General features: G+C 36.0%; 12 protein-coding genes and 3 pseudogenes. 11 read left to right on the top strand and 4 right to left on the bottom strand.

What is annotated here, in order from left to right; translation table 11 throughout:
* Nucleotides 1-138 precede the first annotated feature (138 nt).
* Both tagG and tagH read left to right on the top strand, forming a co-directional pair.
* Entirely contained in the window at nt 139-966 is an 828-nt protein-coding gene (gene tagG, locus NSU05_RS18035; RefSeq protein ID WP_003227928.1) for a teichoic acids export ABC transporter permease subunit TagG, read from the top strand.
* A gap of 19 nt (nt 967-985) precedes the next feature.
* The gene (gene tagH, locus NSU05_RS18030) at nt 986-2,569 is read left to right on the top strand and encodes a teichoic acids export ABC transporter ATP-binding subunit TagH (protein WP_038429735.1); all 1,584 of its coding nucleotides are present in this window, start codon (nt 986-988) and stop codon (nt 2,567-2,569) included.
* Between the two features lie 38 nt (nt 2,570-2,607).
* Here tagH and NSU05_RS18025 read toward each other — a convergent pair.
* Nucleotides 2,608-3,236 (bottom strand): annotated as a pseudogene (locus tag NSU05_RS18025) (UTP--glucose-1-phosphate uridylyltransferase); the annotation flags it as partial.
* A 502-nt stretch (nt 3,237-3,738) separates the two neighbouring features.
* On the opposite strand from NSU05_RS18025, the pseudogene NSU05_RS18020 reads away from it, so the two are divergent.
* From NSU05_RS18020 to ggaB, 4 genes and pseudogenes are all read left to right on the top strand, one after another.
* Nucleotides 3,739-3,941, top strand: a pseudogene (locus tag NSU05_RS18020) (adenylyltransferase/cytidyltransferase family protein).
* A 789-nt stretch (nt 3,942-4,730) separates the two neighbouring features.
* Nucleotides 4,731-5,060, top strand: a pseudogene (locus NSU05_RS18015) (CDP-glycerol glycerophosphotransferase family protein).
* Between the two features lie 40 nt (nt 5,061-5,100).
* A complete protein-coding gene (locus NSU05_RS18010; RefSeq protein ID WP_009968267.1) occupies nt 5,101-6,441 on the top strand; it encodes a glycosyltransferase family 2 protein in 1,341 nt (446 codons plus the stop codon).
* 123 nt (nt 6,442-6,564) lie between these two features.
* Nucleotides 6,565-9,267, top strand: a complete 2,703-nt coding sequence (gene ggaB, locus NSU05_RS18005; RefSeq protein ID WP_339204205.1) for a poly(glucosyl N-acetylgalactosamine 1-phosphate) glucosyltransferase — start codon at nt 6,565-6,567, stop codon at nt 9,265-9,267.
* A 149-nt stretch (nt 9,268-9,416) separates the two neighbouring features.
* Here the strand turns inward: ggaB and NSU05_RS18000 are convergent, their stop codons facing one another.
* Together NSU05_RS18000 and galU are read right to left on the bottom strand one after the other, a co-directional pair.
* Nucleotides 9,417-9,635: a hypothetical protein gene (locus tag NSU05_RS18000; RefSeq protein WP_119123078.1), complete on the bottom strand. Its 219-nt coding sequence runs from the start codon at nt 9,633-9,635 to the stop codon at nt 9,417-9,419.
* Nucleotides 9,636-9,968: 333 nt separating this feature from the next.
* Nucleotides 9,969-10,847: a UTP--glucose-1-phosphate uridylyltransferase GalU gene (galU, locus tag NSU05_RS17995; protein ID WP_015714812.1), complete on the bottom strand. Its 879-nt coding sequence runs from the start codon at nt 10,845-10,847 to the stop codon at nt 9,969-9,971.
* Nucleotides 10,848-11,093: 246 nt separating this feature from the next.
* Between galU and wecB the strand changes: the two genes are divergently transcribed.
* On the top strand, nt 11,094-12,236 hold the full coding sequence (gene wecB, locus NSU05_RS17990) for a UDP-N-acetylglucosamine 2-epimerase (non-hydrolyzing) (protein ID WP_038429734.1): 1,143 nt from the start codon (nt 11,094-11,096) through the stop codon (nt 12,234-12,236).
* A 39-nt stretch (nt 12,237-12,275) separates the two neighbouring features.
* On the opposite strand, the gene lytR is transcribed toward wecB, so the two are convergent.
* Nucleotides 12,276-13,196: a transcription antiterminator LytR gene (gene lytR, locus NSU05_RS17985; protein WP_014478144.1), complete on the bottom strand. Its 921-nt coding sequence runs from the start codon at nt 13,194-13,196 to the stop codon at nt 12,276-12,278.
* A 183-nt stretch (nt 13,197-13,379) separates the two neighbouring features.
* Between lytR and lytA the strand changes: the two genes are divergently transcribed.
* The 4 genes from lytA (at nt 13,380) to NSU05_RS17965 (ending at nt 18,244) form a co-directional block, all read left to right on the top strand.
* Complete coding sequence (gene lytA, locus NSU05_RS17980; protein WP_003242772.1) at nt 13,380-13,688, top strand: membrane-bound protein LytA; 309 nt, start codon at nt 13,380-13,382, stop codon at nt 13,686-13,688.
* Nucleotides 13,689-13,711: 23 nt separating this feature from the next.
* Nucleotides 13,712-15,829 (top strand): SpoIID/LytB domain-containing protein, encoded by a 2,118-nt coding sequence (locus NSU05_RS17975; RefSeq protein ID WP_015714810.1) that lies wholly within the window; start codon nt 13,712-13,714, stop codon nt 15,827-15,829.
* Nucleotides 15,830-15,867: 38 nt separating this feature from the next.
* Nucleotides 15,868-17,358: an N-acetylmuramoyl-L-alanine amidase LytC gene (gene lytC, locus NSU05_RS17970; RefSeq protein WP_033884184.1), complete on the top strand. Its 1,491-nt coding sequence runs from the start codon at nt 15,868-15,870 to the stop codon at nt 17,356-17,358.
* A gap of 226 nt (nt 17,359-17,584) precedes the next feature.
* Nucleotides 17,585-18,244, top strand: coding sequence for a sugar transferase (locus tag NSU05_RS17965; protein ID WP_003242561.1), 660 nt, complete (start codon nt 17,585-17,587; stop codon nt 18,242-18,244).
* The last annotated feature ends 20 nt before the right edge of the window (nt 18,245-18,264 follow it).

The raw sequence follows: 18,264 nt of genomic DNA, 5'->3' as shown, positions 1-18,264 counted from the left end.
TGTCGATATTTCGGCAGCTTTTTAGATACTTGTTGAGAAGTGAAAAAAAATGCAGGATCTGTTACAATAATCAGCGGTGCTTTCAAATTTTTAAACAGAAAGATTCCCAAAAACAATTAAGTCTAAGGAAGATAAAAAATGAATGATCTGTTGCGTATACTCAGAGAGCAAATAACGTCATTTCCTTTAATTTTAAGATTGGCGGCTTATGAAACCAAGTCTAAATATCAAATGAATTATTTAGGTGTCTTATGGCAGTTCTTAAATCCGCTTATCCAAATGCTGGCCTACTGGTTCGTATTTGGTATGGGGATTAGAAAGGGCGGTCCTGTGACAACCGGAGCGGGCGAAGTGCCTTTTATTATTTGGATGCTGGCAGGATTAATCCCATGGTTTTTCATCAGTCCAACTATACTTGATGGATCAAATAGTGTATTTAAGCGCATTAATATGGTGGCTAAAATGAACTTCCCGATTAGTTCTCTACCGTCCGTGGCCATTGCATCTAACTTATTTAGTTATATGATCATGATGGTGATTTATATCATTGTACTCCTAGTTAATGGTGTGTTCCCGAGTGTGCATTGGTTACAATATATTTATTACTTCATCTGTATGATTGCTTTTATGTTTTCGTTTAGTTTGTTTAACTCAACGATCAGTGTGCTGATTAGAGATTATCAATTTTTGCTGCAGGCCGTAACAAGACTTTTGTTTTTCTTGTTGCCAATTTTTTGGGATGTTAATGCGAAACTCGGTCAAAGCCACCCCGAATTAGTGCCTGTTCTGAAGTTGAATCCACTATTCTATATTATTGAAGGATTCCGGAACAGCTTCTTAGATGGAGCATGGTTTTTCCATGACATGAAGTACACGCTGTACTTTTGGTTGTTCACATTTCTTTTATTGTTAGTAGGTTCTATCCTGCATATGAAATTCAGAGACAAGTTTGTTGACTTTCTTTAATACGTAAGGAGATTGTACGATGAAACTAAAAGTTTCGTTTCGAAATGTTTCAAAGCAGTATCATTTGTATAAAAAACAATCAGACAAGATTAAAGGATTGTTTTTTCCGGCTAAGGATAATGGTTTTTTTGCTGTGCGGAATGTCTCCTTCGACGTGTATGAAGGGGAGACAATCGGCTTTGTAGGAATAAACGGGTCAGGAAAATCGACCATGTCTAACCTGCTGGCTAAAATTATTCCGCCGACCAGCGGTGAAATTGAAATGAACGGCCAGCCGTCGCTGATTGCGATTTCGGCCGGTTTAAATAACCAATTGACGGGCCGGGACAATGTCCGGCTCAAGTGTTTGATGATGGGGTTAACCAACAAAGAAATTGACGAGATGTATGACAGTATCGTGGAATTTGCTGAGATTGGCGATTTTATTGATCAGCCGGTTAAAAACTATTCCAGCGGGATGAAATCGCGTCTCGGTTTCGCGATCTCCGTTCATATTGACCCTGACATTTTAATTATTGACGAAGCTCTTTCTGTAGGGGACCAAACGTTTTATCAGAAGTGTGTGGACAGAATAAATGAGTTTAAAAAGCAAGGAAAAACGATTTTCTTTGTCAGCCACTCGATCGGCCAGATTGAAAAGATGTGTGACCGCGTCGCTTGGATGCACTACGGCGAGCTTCGTATGTTTGATGAAACAAAAACCGTTGTTAAAGAGTACAAAGCATTTATCGACTGGTTTAATAAGCTGTCTAAAAAAGAAAAAGAAACATATAAAAAGGAGCAAACGGAAGAGCGGAAGAAAGAAGATCCTGAAGCGCTTGACCGTCTCCGCAAAAAAAAGAAAAAGCCAAAATCACTGGCTAATGCTGTTCAAATTGCTATTTTGTCTATTCTGACTGTCTTCATGGCTGGAACGATGTTCGTTAATGCCCCGCTTCGTACAATTGCTTCGTTTGGCGCTATTCCGCAAAATGAAGTGAAAAACCATCATGGCGATGCAAAGGGCAAGTCAGAGGAACGCTTAACCACAATCAATAAGCAAGGGTTTATAGCAAATGAAAAAGCGGCTGCTTATAAGGATCAGGGTTTGAAACAGAAGGCTGACGTTACACTGCCATTCGGTACAGAGGTGACGGTAGCTGCAAAAGGCAAACAAGCAGCGAAAATACAGTTTAACGGACAATCTTATTTTGTGAAGAAGAGGGCTGTTGCAACAAACGTGAAACATGCTGAATTGCGTGCTGCTGCATTTACGTCTTATGTCTCGCAAAACGCAGCATCTTCCTATGAATACTTTCTGAAATTCCTGGGAGACAGCAGAACCAGCATTCAATCCAAATTGAATGGATATACTGAAGGGGATACGGCTGACGGCAGAAAAACGTTAGATTTTGATTATGAAAAAATCAGCTATGTGCTGGAGAATGATAAAGCAACAGAGCTTATTTTTCATAACATTTCTCCTATCAACCCGGCGTCACTATCCTTAAGTGATAGCAATGTATTGTATGACAGCAGCAAGAAGCGTTTTCTTGTGAATACAGATGATCAGGTTTTTGCAGTTGATAATGAAGAGCATACACTGACTTTGATGTTGAAATAAAAAAAGGCTATTGGATGAATGTCCAATAGCCTTTTTGTTTAGATTTCTTCTTTGTTTAGTAAACCTTCCATAAATGGAACGAGCTGATCGCGAAGTTCTTTATCCTGCATCGCAAATTCTAGAGTTGTTGTGATAAAGCCGAGCTTTTCACCAACATCATAACGCTTGCCTTCAAAATCGTAAGCAAACACTCTTTGAATTTCATTCAGTTTTTGAATGGCGTCTGTGAGCTGAATTTCTCCGCCAGCGCCAACCTGCTGCTCTTCTAAATACATGAAGATCTCAGGCGTGAATACGTAACGGCCTAAGATGGCAAGATTAGAAGGTGCTGTGCCTTTAGGCGGTTTTTCAACGAAGTTTTTCACCTGATAACGGCGGCCTTCACTTGTCAGCGGGGCGATGATGCCATAACAGTGTGTTTCATCTTCAGGCACTTGCTGAACACCGATAATAGAAGAAAGTGTTCTTTCATATTCATCCGTTAATTGGCGCAACCCTAGTGTGTCAGCCTGAACAATATCGTCTCCAAGCAGAACCGCAAACGGCTCATCGCCGATAAAGTTAGGCGCGAACCAGACAGCATGTCCAAGACCTTTAGGTTCTTTTTGGAGGATATAGTGAAAGAAACTTATCACTTTTTTCAGAAGTGTTCAGTTTTTCCTTTATCTAATTGATTTTCGTTTATATCATATCAACCCTCCTTTTCATCTATATATCTCCATATGTAATTCGTAGTTTAGATAAAGTCCCTTAGCCTGATAAAGACTTCACTAAAATTTTACCACGAAAATTTTTAGGAACTACGTATTACAATTCCTTCACGTTTTGACGATGAAGTAATATGAGGAGGGCGTACAAAATAAATGACGCAGCAGAAAGAAAATCATTACACTTGAAAACGCGACAAAAAGAATTGACTCTTCCGGAATAGAAAACTTGTTGTAATGAGTATAGATAAGATATCAGATCTGTAAAAAATACACATCAATGCAACGATATTGTCAAAAAGTGCTGAGGATTTACATTTTTAAAGAGTCTTAACTTTTATAGGAACATATGCTATTATTGTTTATTATTAATGGAACGTAAAAAATATGTCGAAATGATAAACAATCAGTTAAGGATTTTTGTTTTTTCTGGCACGCTAAGTTGGAAAAGGTTGGAAGGTGATGTTATCTAATGAAGAAAGTGATACGTACGGAATGTTTGATTTATTTCACTATGGACATATGAAGCTACTGGAAAGAGCAAAAGAACCTGGGATTACTTAATCGTACGATTGTCTACAAAGGAATACTATGAGGCCATTTACCTTACAAGAATAGCAGGCATTTCAACTACCCAAATCAGAAAAGATATGGCTAGTTTATAGAAGCACTAACTAAAAGAGGCTTGAAGTAAATTCAGTTGCTTCTTTTTTTCTTGTTTGCGTAAATATTAATCTTCACTCTTTAAGGAGTTCACTGATGAAATTTTTATTATAACCAATTGCAGAAGTTTACTAGTTAGAGTTTATTCAGTTTTGTTTAAAATTTTTGTCCTTCTGCCAAGAAACAATAAATTAATTTTATTTGAAAGCTATTCTGGAAACAGTTTAGCTACAATCCCCTACCAATTTACGAATATCTGCTATAAAAAGGTTTTCTCTTAAGTGGATTTGGTACATGGCTGCAGCTAAATATAGAATTGAAAACAGCTTGCTGCCTTTATGGATTCCAAAACCCTAAAACACATTGTATGTGCAAACGTGGATCGGCACTCTGTAAAAAACTAGATAATGATATGGCGAAGTGCACATGCTCGGAACCACAACTGAAAAGGTATAAACAGAATTTCTACAGGAAGCCAAAAAACGGGGTTATTTAATTTCACTAATGCTTACTCGACTAAACTTTCATACGTGCATTTCAAAAAGGAAATTTTGAAAACTGGTTATTCGAGAAATGACATTCTACATTATCAAATAAGGAATTAAAGAAAAATAATTTTATATGCACCAACTTTGCGGGATAATGAATTTTAAGAAAGCTGGCCAGTATAAATTTAACTTTAATTTGATTAGAGGAAATGAAGAGGAAACCTTGGAGACTCTATGGTTATTCTTGTAAGAATGGTATTATCCAGTTTCAGAACAATTTAATTAGGGAAATATAAATATTTTGTGAACGATGTTTCTTTAAATAAAGATATTCGAGATTTATATTTAATTAGTGATTTATTGATTATGGATTATTCTTCTGTCTTTTTTGATAATATGAATTTTTAAAAAAACCTTGTATTTTTTGTGTATGATCTCCCGGCTTATAGAGACTGTATCAGAGGTTTTTACTTTAATTTTCAGCAAAAAACGCCAGGAAACTTGCTTCAAACAAGTGAAGAACTTATAGATACGGTAAAAGAGTTGTTACATAATCCTTATATAGATCATAACTATGAGGATTTTTATAATAAATTTTGTAATTTAGAAGAGGCAAGGCTTCTAAAAGAGTAATTGAAACGATCCTTTAACTTCTAAATAAAGAGGTACAAACATGTTTTCTATAATTATACCAATATATAATTCTGAAAATTATTTAAGATATTCAATAGAGAGTGTCCTTAACCAGTCAATTGGATTTAAGGAAAATATAGAACTGATATTAATAGATGATGGTAGTGTTGACAGCAGTCCTCAAATTTGTGAATCCTTTAAAAATCTATATCCTAATAATATTAAAATCATGAAAATTGAAAACTCTGGACCTTCTGCTGCAAGAAATTGTGGATTATCAAATGTAAGCGAAAGATCTAAATTTATTGGTTTTCTTGATTCTGACGATGCATTCTCTCAAAATGCGCTGCAAAGTGTTTATGATTTTTTTTGTGATTCCGAACATGTAAATATTGCGGTATTACCTGTTTATTACACAGGTGAAAAAGAAGGGGGACATAAATTAAATAATAGATTTGAAAAAGGAACAAGAGTTATAAATATTCTCAACGATTATAAAGCTATTCATTTTTATATTGGCGGCACTTTTTACAGAAGACATACACTAACTAGTACCGTCCTTTTTGATGAATCTATAAAGTTTTGGGAAGACGCTATCTTTTTTAACCAGTTATTACTGAAAGAAAAAAGATACGGAGCAGTTGCAGAAGGAAAGTATTTTTATAGAAAACGGAAAGAACAGGATTCTTTAGTTGATCGTTCATGGTTTAACAAAAAAAGGTACACATATTTGTTGAATGAATGTTACATGACTTTGTTGATGGATTCATTCAACAAATATGATATAGTTTTGCCTTATTTGCAATTTTTAATTGTATATCATATAAAACTGTTTTTATATCCGAACTATAGAGATGTTTATAAGTCTGTTTTAGATCAACAAGAACAAAGAGTTTTTGTTGATGATTTTATTAAAGTTTTAAAATTTATTGACCCGCAATTTATAAAAGAACAAGATATGCCGATGTACTATAAAGAATTTATGTTTCACTTATTAAAAGAAAATACAGAAGCTCTTGAAAATATAAAAAAAGAAAGAGTACTGCATAGTTCATGTACTGTTACTTCGGCAAAAATAAAAGGGCTTAGACTTGAATTAACAGGGCACTTTATTAACCAGTATTATGAGATGAAAGAAAATGACAGAATATATATAAAATATTTTAAAAGATTAAAAAAATGCAAACGAAAAGAACTGAAAAAAACAATTGAAGTATGGGGATATAAATTAAGAGATTTTAGATATGCTGGTTTTGTTGTCGAAATACCGATTTGGGCCTTTGCATTTGACTTTGTACTAAAAACACCAAATGATTCTTTAGAACTTAACCATGTGAACATTTTTAAAAGTTTGCTTACAAGGGTTTTTAAAAAAAGGTAAGGAATGCTTTTCATACATTTTACTAAATTAAAATTGTTTTGCAAAAATTAGTACTCTCTTGTTTCTTACTTTTATTTACCCGAATTCTTATTCATATAAACATTATGTTAGGAGTAATCTTTTATGAACGAAAAAAGTTTTAACTATGATTTCAGTGTTATAATGCCGATTTATAATGTTGAGTTGTATCTCACTGAAGCTATAGAAAGTATCATTAACCAAACTGTTGGTTTTGAGAATATTCAGTTAATACTGGTGAATGATGATAGCCCCGATAAAAGTGAAATCATTTGTAAAGAATATGCTCAGAAATATCCCAATAACATTGTCTATGCAAAGAAACAGAATGGCGGAGTGAGCAGTGCTCGAAATTATGGTTTAAAGTATGCTGAAGGTAGATATATTCAATTTTTGGATCCGGATGATTTAGTTTCAGAAGGAACATTCGAAAATGTTTTAAACTTCTTTGACGAACATAAGAATGAAATTGATATTGTAGCAATCCCTATTTTTTTTGCAGAAGGAAGAACTGGAGAACATAATCTAAATAATAAGTTTTCTTCTACAAGAATTTTGGATGTAGAAAAAGAACCGCATCATATATTAACTCATTGTTGTTCTACATTTATAAAAAAAGATGCCTTGAAAAATATCAGGTTTGATGAAAATTGTAAAATAGGTGAAGATGCCAAACTAGTTAATTTAATCATATCGCAAAAGAAAAAGTATGGTCTGGTTAAAGAGGCAAAATACCATTATAGAGTTAGAGAAGATGGATCATCTGCCATGCAGACTGCTAAAGCAAATAAGAATTGGTTTAACCATTCACTTATCACTTTCTCAAAGAATTTAATCGATATTATAAAAAATCATGAACAGAAAATACCTTTATTTCTTCAATATATGGTTATGCATGATTTGAAGTGGAAATTATTGATTAAGGATATCAGTGAAACACCTTTAGACGAAAATGAATACAGTGAATTTTTAACATTGATTCGAGAAGTATTGTCGTATATTGACGACGATGTCATCATTGAAACAAAAAGTGTCAGCCATTTCTATTTATATCATGCTTTAAAAATAAAGCACGGTGAAAATTATAGTAGGTATGTATATGAAAGAGAAACTGAACAGGATTATTATTTATACAGAGAAGGTAAAATTGTTTCGAAATTATCGGATCAAACTTTAACTATTGAAATTTTAGAAGAAAATGAGGATTCCATTCACATAGAAGGCTTTTGGAGCTCGCTGTTTAATTCTAAAGGTTTTAAGTTTTATGCTAAAATTGGCGAAACAAAAATAAAAGCAAAGAATATAAAAAGACAGCATAATGATTATATAAGTTTAGGAGAAGTAATAAAAAAATATCCCGGTTTTTCAATAGATATTCCCAAAGGTCATCTAGCAGATAATCATCATATTGAGTTTTTTATAACTAAGGGTAAAAAAAGGAAGTTGACAAAACTTCGTTTTTTCAAGTATTCAGGTTTGTCAAACGATTTATATAATACTTATGTGGCTAAAAAAGATTATATTTTTTATTATAATTATAAAAAATTAATGTTCAAAAAAAACAATTTTAAAAATAGATTTATAAAAGAGTTTCGTTTCTTAAAATCCCTACATAAATCAGGGGAAAAATCAAAAAAACGAAAATCAGCGATTAAGAAGGCACTGATGGCAAGAATGGTACACCATGTTTTCACTATTTTTAATAGAAAACCAGTATGGTTATTCATAGACAGACAAGACAAAGCTGATGATAATGCCGAGCACCTCTTTAAATATGCAATCAACAAGAATGATGGGGTAAAAAAATACTTTATAATAAAAAAAGATAGCAAGGATTACGACAGAATCAAAAAATATGGAAAGGTCATACCATACAGATCTTTTAGACATAAAATTTTAACCTTATCCTCTTCCAAAGTAATATCGACACATGCAGATATATGGGTTGTAAATCCATTTTTTAATATGGAGATTTATTTTAGAGATTTATTTAACTTTGAGTTTATCTTTTTACAGCACGGAATAACAATGGCAGATCATTCTGAATGGTTAAACAAATACAACAAGAATATCAAATTATTAGTCACTTCTGCCAAACCTGAATATCGGTCTATTGTGAAAGGGAATTACAACTATAAAAAAGAGAATATTTTGTTGGGTGGATTTCCGAGATACGATAATCTTAAGAAGAGTGAGGGAGAAAAGCAACTTCTAATAATGCCGACTTGGAGAAAAGATATTGTATTACCGAAAGATCAGGCAAAAGGAGTAAGACCGTACAACCCGAAATTTAAAGATAGTGAATATTTTTCTAGGTATAATGCTTTGATTAATGATGAACGGCTAATCGAATTTGCTAAGAAAAATAATTATAAAATAACTTTTTTTCCTCACCCAGATATTCAGCAACAGATTGTAGACTTTGAAAAGCATGACTATGTGGAATTTGCCGACTATAACAGCAGCTATCAAATGCTATTTAATTCTTCTAATATAATGATTACTGATTTTTCATCTGTTGCGTTTGATTTTGCATATGAGAAAAAACCTGTTATTTATTATCAATACGAAAAGTCATACCATTTTAAACTTGATTATTATGATTATAAAAAAATGGGGTTTGGTGATGTATTAGAAAATCATAATAGCTTAGTGGATAAAGTTATCTATTATATGAAAAACAATAGTCGTATGGAAGATAAGTATAGAAAAAGAGTAGATAACTTTTTTGCATATACTGATAAAAATAATAGGAATCGTATTTATAATGCTATTTTGGAATTAGATAATAATAAAGTTGCTGAATGAGGTTGGTTTGTTTTATATTGACACTTCAAATGTTGGGAGAAGTTCTGCGAGACTTCTCTTTACTTTTTAAAAGTGAAAAAAACTCAACATTTGTTACAATATTCACTGGTACTTTTAAATTTCTTTAACCGAAAGATCCAAAAAATCAATTATTTTGGTGTATTATGGCAGGTTTTAAATCCCCTTATTCTAATGATGGCGTACTGGTTTGTATTTGGGATGCGCAACAGTAAGCTGGTCATAACAGGTATCGGAGAAGTGCCTTTTATCGTTTGAATGCTGGCTGGTTTGATTCCGTGGTTTTCTATTAGCCCGACAATTCTTGATAAATCCAACAGCGTAGTTAAAGGGATTAATATGGTAGCCAAAATGAACTTTCCGACAGTTCACTGCCTTCTGTTGTAATTGCTTCAAATTTATTTAATTATTTTGTAATGCTGGTTGTTTAGTCATTGTTCTTTTAGCAAGTGGTGTTTACTTAGCTTGCATTGAATACAAGATATTTACTATTTAATCTGCATGTTTGTATTTATGTTTTCATTTAGTTTGTTTAACTCTACAATCAGTGTGTTTGTCTGGGATTATTAATTTTTGCGGCAGGCCGTTGATCAGGTCTTCGCAGTTGATAATGAAGAGCATACGCTGACTTTGATGTTGAAATAAAAAAAGGCTATTGGATGAATGTCCAATAGCCTTTTTGTTTAGATTTCTTCTTTGTTTAATAAGTTTTCCATAAATGGAACGAGCTGATCGCGAAGCTCTTTATCCTGCATCGCAAATTCTAGAGTTGTTGTGATAAAGCCGAGCTTTTCACCAACATCATAACGCTTGCCTTCAAAATCGTAAGCAAATACTCTTTGAATTTCATTCAGTTTTTGAATGGCGTCTGTGAGCTGAATTTCTCCGCCGGCGCCAACCTGCTGCTCTTCTAAATACATGAAGATCTCAGGCGTGAATACGTAACGGCCTAAGATGGCAAGATTAGAAGGTGCTGTGCCTTTAGGCGGTTTTTCAACGAAGTTTTTCACCTGATAACGGCGGCCTTCACTTGTCAGCGGGTCAATAATGCCGTAGCGGTGTGTTTCTTCTTCAGGCACCTGCTGAACACCGATAATAGAAGAGAGTGTTTTTTCATATTCATCCATTAATTGGCGCAACCCTGGTGTTTCAGCCTGAACAATATCGTCTCCAAGCAGTACCGCAAACGGCTCATCGCCGATAAAGTTGCGCGCGCACCAGACAGCATGTCCGAGACCTTTAGGTTCTTTTTGGCGGATATAGTGAATGTCAGCCAGGTTAGAAGCCTTTTTCACTTTTTCAAGCAGCTCAGTTTTTCCTTTTTCTTCTAGGTTTCTTTCAAGCTCAGGAGAGTAATCAAAATGATCCTCAATCGCACGCTTGCTTTTTCCTGTTACGATAATAATATCTTCAATACCGGCTTCAACAGCTTCTTCAATTATGTATTGAATGGTAGGTTTATCAACGATAGGAAGCATTTCTTTCGGCATTGCTTTCGTAGCCGGAAGAAAACGTGTTCCTAAGCCTGCTGCTGGAATTATGGCTTTACGTACTTTTTTCATTTAAAAGGCACCTTCCTTATGATCGAAAAAATTTATGGTTAAACTATTCACTATTTACCCTTTTCATTATGTTTTTACACATTTTTATGATATCGGATAAACCATTTTTAAACAAGCTTTATCCTTAATATTAAAAACTTATATCATTTTATTTGAATCAAGAATGAAATGATTTAAAATGATGCATTTTCATGTAGAATATGTAGTATGAATTTATTTACTATAGCAGAAAACCAGGTGACAAATATGAAAAAACTAAAAGTGATGACCGTTTTCGGGACCAGGCCTGAAGCAATCAAGATGGCACCGCTTGTGCTTGAATTGAAAAAATATCCTGAAATAGATTCCTATGTAACGGTAACTGCACAGCACAGACAGATGCTCGATCAGGTGTTAGATGCGTTTCACATCAAGCCTGACTTCGATTTGAACATTATGAAGGAGCGGCAGACACTGGCAGAGATTACGTCTAACGCACTTGTAAAATTGGATGAGTTGTTTAAAGATATCAAACCCGATATTGTGCTTGTCCATGGTGATACGACGACGACGTTTGCCGGAAGCCTAGCCGCTTTTTACCATCAAATTGCTGTCGGTCATGTGGAGGCGGGGCTCCGTACAGGGAATAAGTATTCCCCGTTTCCGGAAGAGCTCAATCGACAGATGACAGGGGCAATTGCTGATTTGCATTTTGCTCCGACAGGCCAGGCGAAAGACAATTTATTAAAAGAAAACAAAAAGGCCGACTCTATTTTTGTAACGGGCAATACAGCGATTGACGCACTCAACACAACGGTTAGGGATGGTTACTCACATCCTGTTCTCGATCAGGTGGGTGAGGATAAAATGATTCTCTTGACCGCTCACCGCCGGGAAAATTTGGGTGAGCCAATGGAAAACATGTTCAAGGCCATCCGCAGAATTGTAGGGGAATTTGAAGATGTACAAGTCGTTTACCCTGTGCACCTGAATCCTGTTGTCCGGGAAGCGGCTCAGAAGCATTTTGGTGATTCTGACAGAGTGCATCTGATTGAACCTTTAGAGGTGATTGATTTCCATAACTTTGCAGCGAAATCGCATTTTATATTGACAGATTCGGGCGGCGTGCAGGAGGAAGCCCCATCTCTCGGGAAACCGGTTCTTGTTCTGCGTGATACGACGGAACGGCCTGAAGGAGTGGAAGCGGGAACGCTGAAACTTGCAGGGACGGATGAGGAAAACATTTATCATCTGGCAAAACAGCTGTTAACTGATCCTGATGAGTACAAGAAAATGTCCCAGGCTTCTAATCCGTATGGAGATGGAGAGGCTTCCCGCCGGATTGTGGAAGAATTGCTGTTTCATTACGGGTACCGGAAAGAACAACCGGATTCATTTACAGGCAAATAAAAAAGAAGCTTTGCACATTGTGCGAAGCTTCTTTTTGTTTTACTTTTCGAGGCTTTCCTTCAGCTCTTTTGTAATATCGGAAAGGGCGCTTTCATCAGCTTGGTAGTAGTAAATTCCATTGATTTTCGTGCCTGTACCTTTTAGTTCGTGCTGTTTAATATGTTTCCGCGCACCTTTGTAATCGGACTGGATATCCCACATGTTATCGAAGGTCAAGTTCGTTTTCACATTATCTTCAACAACTTTAAACATATCTCCGAATTTCGTGATGGAAGAAATATTAGCGCCTTTATTAATAATACCTTGGATGACTTGGCGCTGGCGGTCCTGGCGTCCGAAGTCGCCTCTCGGATCTTCTTTTCTCATCCGGGTATAAGCGAGCGCTTCTTTTCCGTTCAGTGTGATTTCTCCTTTGCCGAACGAATAACCGTCATAACTGAACGCGAATGTGCTGTTAACTGTAATGCCGCCAAGTGTATCAACAACGTCTCTAAAGCTTTCCATGTTCACTTTCACAAAATAATCAACCGGAACATCTAGGAAGTTCTCAACAGTGTCTACCGTCATCTGCGTGCCGCCGAAAGCGTATGAATGGTTGATTTTATCCATTGTGCCTTTTCCGATAATTTTTGTATACGTGTCACGCGGAATGCTGACCATGTCGGTTGTATTCGTTTTTGGGTTAACGGTCATATAAATGAGCGTATCGGCACGGCCCTTATCGCCGTCGCGTTCATCCACACCCATGATTAAGACGGAAAAAGGATCTTTTTTATTGATACTGACCTCTTTATCCCTCTTTTTAGATTTATCAATGCTTTCATGAATACTTGCCACGGTTGAAGCTGCTTTATGCCATAAGTAGTATGCATAGCCGCCAGTTCCGAGTACAAGAAGTCCGATTATCGTTAAAATTGTCAGTAATAAAGTTTTTTTCTTTTTTCTGCGTTCGTTTCTCATCCTTTGCACCTCGTCTGTTAAATTACTTTCATTATGAGTTAAATTTCCAATAAATACAACTCTATTTAATACAAGAATGAAATCCTAAAATAGTCGTTTTTTATAAAAAAAAGTTTCATTGTTTCTTAATTTTTCTTTAAAATATAAAATAGGTTGACGATAAAATATAATGAGGTGAAAAAAATGAAAAAATTTATTGCTTTACTGTTCTTTATATTGCTTCTTTCGGGTTGCGGGGTTAATAGTCAAAAGAGTCAAGGTGAAGATGTATCGCCAGACAGTAACATTGAAACAAAAGAAGGTACTTATGTAGGGTTAGCTGATACTCATACAATAGAAGTAACAGTAGATAATGAGCCGGTTAGTCTTGATATCACTGAAGAATCGACAAGTGATCTTGATAAGTTTAACAGTGGAGATAAGGTCACGATTACATATGAAAAAAATGATGAGGGTCAGCTTCTGTTAAAAGATATTGAACGTGCCAACTAAGATATAGGGAGGAACCTGAAATTTTGAAATCTTGCAAACGATTGATAGTGTGTTCACTTGCTGCAATCTTATTATTGATTCCATCAGTTTCTTTTGCAGCAGACTCAAACATCTCAGTTAAATTGTCAAATTATATTGGAAATAAATCTAGCATCAGTCTATCGCCAACAGGATTTTATAAAGTAACTGGAGATAATGTTGCTGTTACGGATCGTTTTGCAGGCGCTTCACGATACGAAACTGCGACTCTTGCATCCAACAGCCAGTGGAAAAATCCTAATACAGTGATATTGGTGAACCGAGATATTTTTATTGATGCATTGCCTGTTATTCCATTGGCGAAAAAACTGAACGCACCAGTTTTATTTACTCAGCCTGACACGTTAACAAAAACTACTGAAAGACAAATTGCTAAGTTTAACCCTGATAATATTTTAATCATTGGGGGAGCGCGAAGCATTTCAAAAGATGTAGAAAACAAGCTGAAATCATATGGCGCTGTGAAAAGGATAAGCGGAAAAAATAGATATGTCTTATCAGAAAATATTGCAAAGCAAATGGGCAGCTATGATAAAGCGATCGTTGTAACCGGAAGAGTATTTCAAGACGCTTTAGCCATTGCTCCATATGCAGCAGCACACGGATACCCTATTTTGCTTACAGAGAAAGACAAGCTTCCGGATTATAATTTGCCAAAACAAGTCATCATTATAGGCAGTTCATTTAGCGTCAGTGATAGTGTAGAAAACCAAATTAAAAAAACTTCAACTGTGCAAAGGATTCCTGGATCAACCAGATATGAACTTACGGCAAATATAATTAAGCAACTAAAGTTGAAGGCTGATAAAGTCGTAATGACGAACGGGACAAAATATGCAGACGTACTGATAGGCGCTTCGCTTGCCTCGAAGAAAAACAGCCAAATTTTATTTATTAAACAAGATAGCGTTCCGGCTGCGGCTAAAAGTATAACGAAAGATAAAGCCACATATGCATACGACTTTATTGGAAGTACCAGTTCAATTTCTGCTGAAGTTGAGAATTCACTTGCTGATGAATTTTATTTAGCTGACGGTAGCACCTATAATCTAAAAATCAACAGCGGAAAATTAAACCTTGAAAACATCAAAACTTATGGAAACTCCCTAAGAATTAAACCAGAAAACTATTCTACTTCAAACAGAATTAGTCTTGATGGAAAGCAGTATCTTGGCACGGTTAATTTCTCTATTGAGTCTACTAAATATATCCGACCGGTAAATGAGAATATTCCATTTGAGGATTACTTAAAAGGAGTAATTCCGAATGAAATGCCTGCTAGCTGGTCACTTGAGGCTCTTAAAGCACAGACTGTCGCTGCAAGAACCTACTCAATAACAAAAACAGGAACTACTGTACCTGATACAACCGCTTTTCAAGTTTATGGTGGCTACAGTTGGAATTCGAATACCAATAAAGCGGTAGAGCAAACGAAGGGGAAAGTTCTGAAATATAATGGATCTCTTATAACTGCAGCTTATTCTTCCAGTAATGGTGGTTACACAGAAGCTAGTAATGAAGTGTGGTCATCAAGTGTACCTTACTTGATTGCAAAAAAAGATACAAAGGATCCTCAAATAGGCTGGACGCTTACTTTGTCAAAACAACAGCTAGATACGAAATCTTTGGACTTAACGAAGCCTTCTTCTTGGTGGTCTTCAGCGACTGAAACTGATTCTGCAAGACTTTCCGGAGTTAAGAACTGGATCTTGAAAAATAAAGAAACAAGCGCTGATTCTGTCAAAATTGCAAGTATTGACGATTTAAGCTTTAGTGGAACGACACAAGGGCAGCGTGCAAAAACAGCATCGATGAAAGTGAAGTATTTTGTTAAAAGCAGTACTGGCTCCTATAACTTGAGCAAAATTACAACCATTAGTGTACCAACAAGTGAGTTAAGAACAATGATTGGAGCGACTGTATTTAAAAGTACTTATGTGACTGTAAAAAAAGATACTTCAAAGTACACAATCAGCGGTAAAGGATATGGTCACGGGATCGGAATGAGTCAATATGGAGCAAAAGCAAGAGCAGAAGCTGGAGATTCATATAGTTCAATTTTGAAATTTTACTATCCAGGTACAACTCTGACAAGTTATTGATTATTTTAGGATATAACGCCATTTAAGGAGGAAATCAATTGCGTTCTTATATAAAAGTCCTAACAATGTGTTTTCTGGGGCTCATACTTTTTGTGCCAACAGCTTTGGCCGATAACTCAGTGAAAAGAGTTGGGGGAAGCAATAGATACGGCACTGCTGTACAAATATCAAAGCAAATGTATTCAACAGCAAGTACAGCTGTAATTGTTGGTGGGAGTTCCTATGCAGATGCTATTTCAGCAGCACCTCTTGCTTACCAGAAGAATGCGCCATTGCTTTACACTAATTCTGATAAGCTTTCATATGAAACGAAAACAAGATTGAAAGAGATGCAGACTAAAAATGTAATTATTGTAGGCGGAACACCTGCTGTTTCTTCTAACACTGCTAACCAGATTAAAAGCTTGGGGATAAGTATTAAACGAATTGCAGGAAGCAACCGTTATGATACGGCTGCACGGGTGGCAAAAGCGATGGGTGCGACTTCAAAAGCTGTTATTTTGAACGGCTTCTTATATGCAGACGCTCCGGCCGTCATCCCTTATGCAGCGAAAAACGGGTATCCAATTCTTTTTACAAATAAAACATCTATAAATAGTGCGACTACGTCTGTGATAAAAGATAAGGGAATTTCGAGTACCGTTGTTGTAGGAGGCACTGGAAGTATCAGCAATACGGTATACAACAAGTTACCTTCTCCTACAAGAATTAGCGGTTCAAACAGATATGAGCTTGCTGCAAATATCGTACAAAAACTTAATTTATCAACAAGCACCGTATATGTAAGCAATGGATTCAGCTACCCTGACTCTATTGCAGGAGCTACACTGGCAGCTAAGAAGAAGCAATCTCTTATCCTTACAAATGGTGAAAATTTATCTACAGGAGCCCGTAAAATTATTGGAAGTAAAAACATGTCAAACTTTATGATTATCGGAAACACTCCTGCCGTAAGCACAAAGGTTGCTAATCAGCTAAAGAATCCAGTTGTAGGTGAAACAATCTTTATTGATCCGGGTCACGGTGATCAAGATTCAGGAGCAATCGGCAATGGACTCCTTGAGAAAGAAGTCAACCTTGATATAGCGAAAAGAGTCAATACAAAGCTAAATGCTTCAGGTGCTCTTCCAGTACTGTCAAGATCTAATGATACTTTTTATTCTTTACAGGAGAGAGTAAATAAAGCAGCTTCTGCACAAGCAGATTTATTTATCAGTATACATGCAAATGCTAATGATAGCTCATCCCCAAATGGAAGTGAGACGTACTACGATACAACATATCAAGCCGCAAATAGCAAGAGACTGGCTGAACAAATTCAACCAAAGTTAGCGGCTAATCTTGGAACGAGAGACCGGGGAGTAAAAACAGCTGCTTTCTATGTTATTAAATATTCTAAAATGCCGAGTGTTTTAGTTGAAACTGCCTTTATCACTAATGCATCAGATGCAAGTAAATTGAAGCAAGCGGTTTATAAAGATAAAGCTGCACAAGCTATTCATGACGGCACAGTATCTTATTACAGATAATCGAAAGAGACAAATCTAATCACAGATTTGTCTCTTTTTTATATGAAATGATTAAAACAAATAGGACTTGTATATAAAATAGTAAAAGAGTATTAACAACATTTATCAGAAAAAACACGTAATTCACACTTCTTAACATACCATTTACATCTGATTAACATCCGTCTGCTAAACTGACTGGCATAGGTCATCATAACATCCCAAACAAATCGTGAGGTGTGTGTCAGTGAGTGCAGAGAAAAGCATGAATGTGAGTCGTGAATTCTCAGTTCAGCAAATACATTCTTTTACATTATCTGAAAAGACGGCTCGTTATTTGGCAATAAAGCGCGTAATGGATATTTGGTTTGCGCTCATTGGGTTGGCGATTGCGCTGCCAATGATTGCGGTATTTTCAATATTGATTTGTTTGGAGACGCCGGGGCCTGCCATTTATACGCAGGAACGCGTAGGGAAAGGCGGGAAACCATTTAAGCTTTATAAGCTTCGTTCCATGAAAATAGATGCCGAGAAGTCTGGGGCGGTTTGGGCACAGAAGCAAGATCCGCGGGTGACAAGGATCGGAGCTTTTATCAGAAGAACGAGAATTGACGAGCTTCCTCAGCTGTTTAATGTGCTGAAAGGCGATATGAGTATGATTGGCCCTCGTCCGGAACGGCCCGTATTTACGGAAAAATTCCAGAATGAGATTCCAGGCTTTACACAGCGTCTGGCTGTTAAACCGGGATTGAGCGGCTGGGCTCAGGTGAACGGCGGTTACGATATGACACCGAAGGAAAAGCTGATATTTGATTTATATTACATTCGCAATCTGACTTTCACTTTAGAATTAAAAATTATGTTAAAAACTTGTAAAGTAGTTTGGACGGGTGATGGTGCAAGATAAAACGGAATGCCATTATTCAC

Source organism: Bacillus sp. EU52 (assembly GCF_037964975.1).
GTDB classification, from domain to species: Bacteria; Bacillota; Bacilli; order Bacillales; family Bacillaceae; genus Bacillus; species Bacillus subtilis.
This window is presented reverse-complemented; position numbering and strand designations above follow the sequence as displayed.

What these genes read in the sequence shown, in the direction of transcription:
- tagH (WP_038429735.1), top strand. Translation starts at nt 986, where the DNA reads ATGAAACTAAAAGTTTCGTTTCGAAATGTTTCAAAGCAGTATCATTTG.
- lytR (WP_014478144.1), bottom strand. Translation starts at nt 13,196, where the DNA reads ATGAGAAACGAACGCAGAAAAAAGAAAAAAACTTTATTACTGACAATT.
- wecB (WP_038429734.1), top strand. Translation starts at nt 11,094, where the DNA reads ATGAAAAAACTAAAAGTGATGACCGTTTTCGGGACCAGGCCTGAAGCA.
- lytA (WP_003242772.1), top strand. Translation starts at nt 13,380, where the DNA reads ATGAAAAAATTTATTGCTTTACTGTTCTTTATATTGCTTCTTTCGGGT.
- galU (WP_015714812.1), bottom strand. Translation starts at nt 10,847, where the DNA reads ATGAAAAAAGTACGTAAAGCCATAATTCCAGCAGCAGGCTTAGGAACA.
- ggaB (WP_339204205.1), top strand. Translation starts at nt 6,565, where the DNA reads ATGAACGAAAAAAGTTTTAACTATGATTTCAGTGTTATAATGCCGATT.
- tagG (WP_003227928.1), top strand. Translation starts at nt 139, where the DNA reads ATGAATGATCTGTTGCGTATACTCAGAGAGCAAATAACGTCATTTCCT.
- NSU05_RS18010 (WP_009968267.1), top strand. Translation starts at nt 5,101, where the DNA reads ATGTTTTCTATAATTATACCAATATATAATTCTGAAAATTATTTAAGA.